This window comes from Enterobacter sp. UNJFSC 003, from assembly GCF_036903355.1.
GTDB lineage: Bacteria > Pseudomonadota > Gammaproteobacteria > Enterobacterales > Enterobacteriaceae > Enterobacter.
In genome coordinates this window covers 1-243 of record NZ_JBAKHK010000311.1, presented here as the reverse complement: position 1 = coordinate 243, position 243 = coordinate 1, and the positions used below count along the sequence as shown (strand labels likewise).

The 243-nt window shown below is 52.7% G+C and carries 1 pseudogene; it reads right to left on the bottom strand.

The features are described 5' to 3' along the window. Positions 1 to 243, bottom strand: a pseudogene (locus V5P19_RS24315) (hypothetical protein); the annotation flags it as partial.

Here is a 243-nt window from a genome sequence, read left to right as displayed (position 1 = left end):
CGCCCGGGATACTGCATCAGTTGGTTTCGGGCGTTCGAGAGCGTGCTTACCTTCCAGAAACGCACAGACAGCTTGCAGATGATCGGCTATCAGGCATCCTTCACCGTTAATTAGCCCCACTTCATCTTCGTTATCTTTCGCGACGATAATTTTTCTGCCCGACTTAATAGCTTCAGTTGCACTGGAGATTGCGCCGGGAACGCCACGCAGAGCGCCTGTAAGCGCCAGTTCTCCGACTAATTC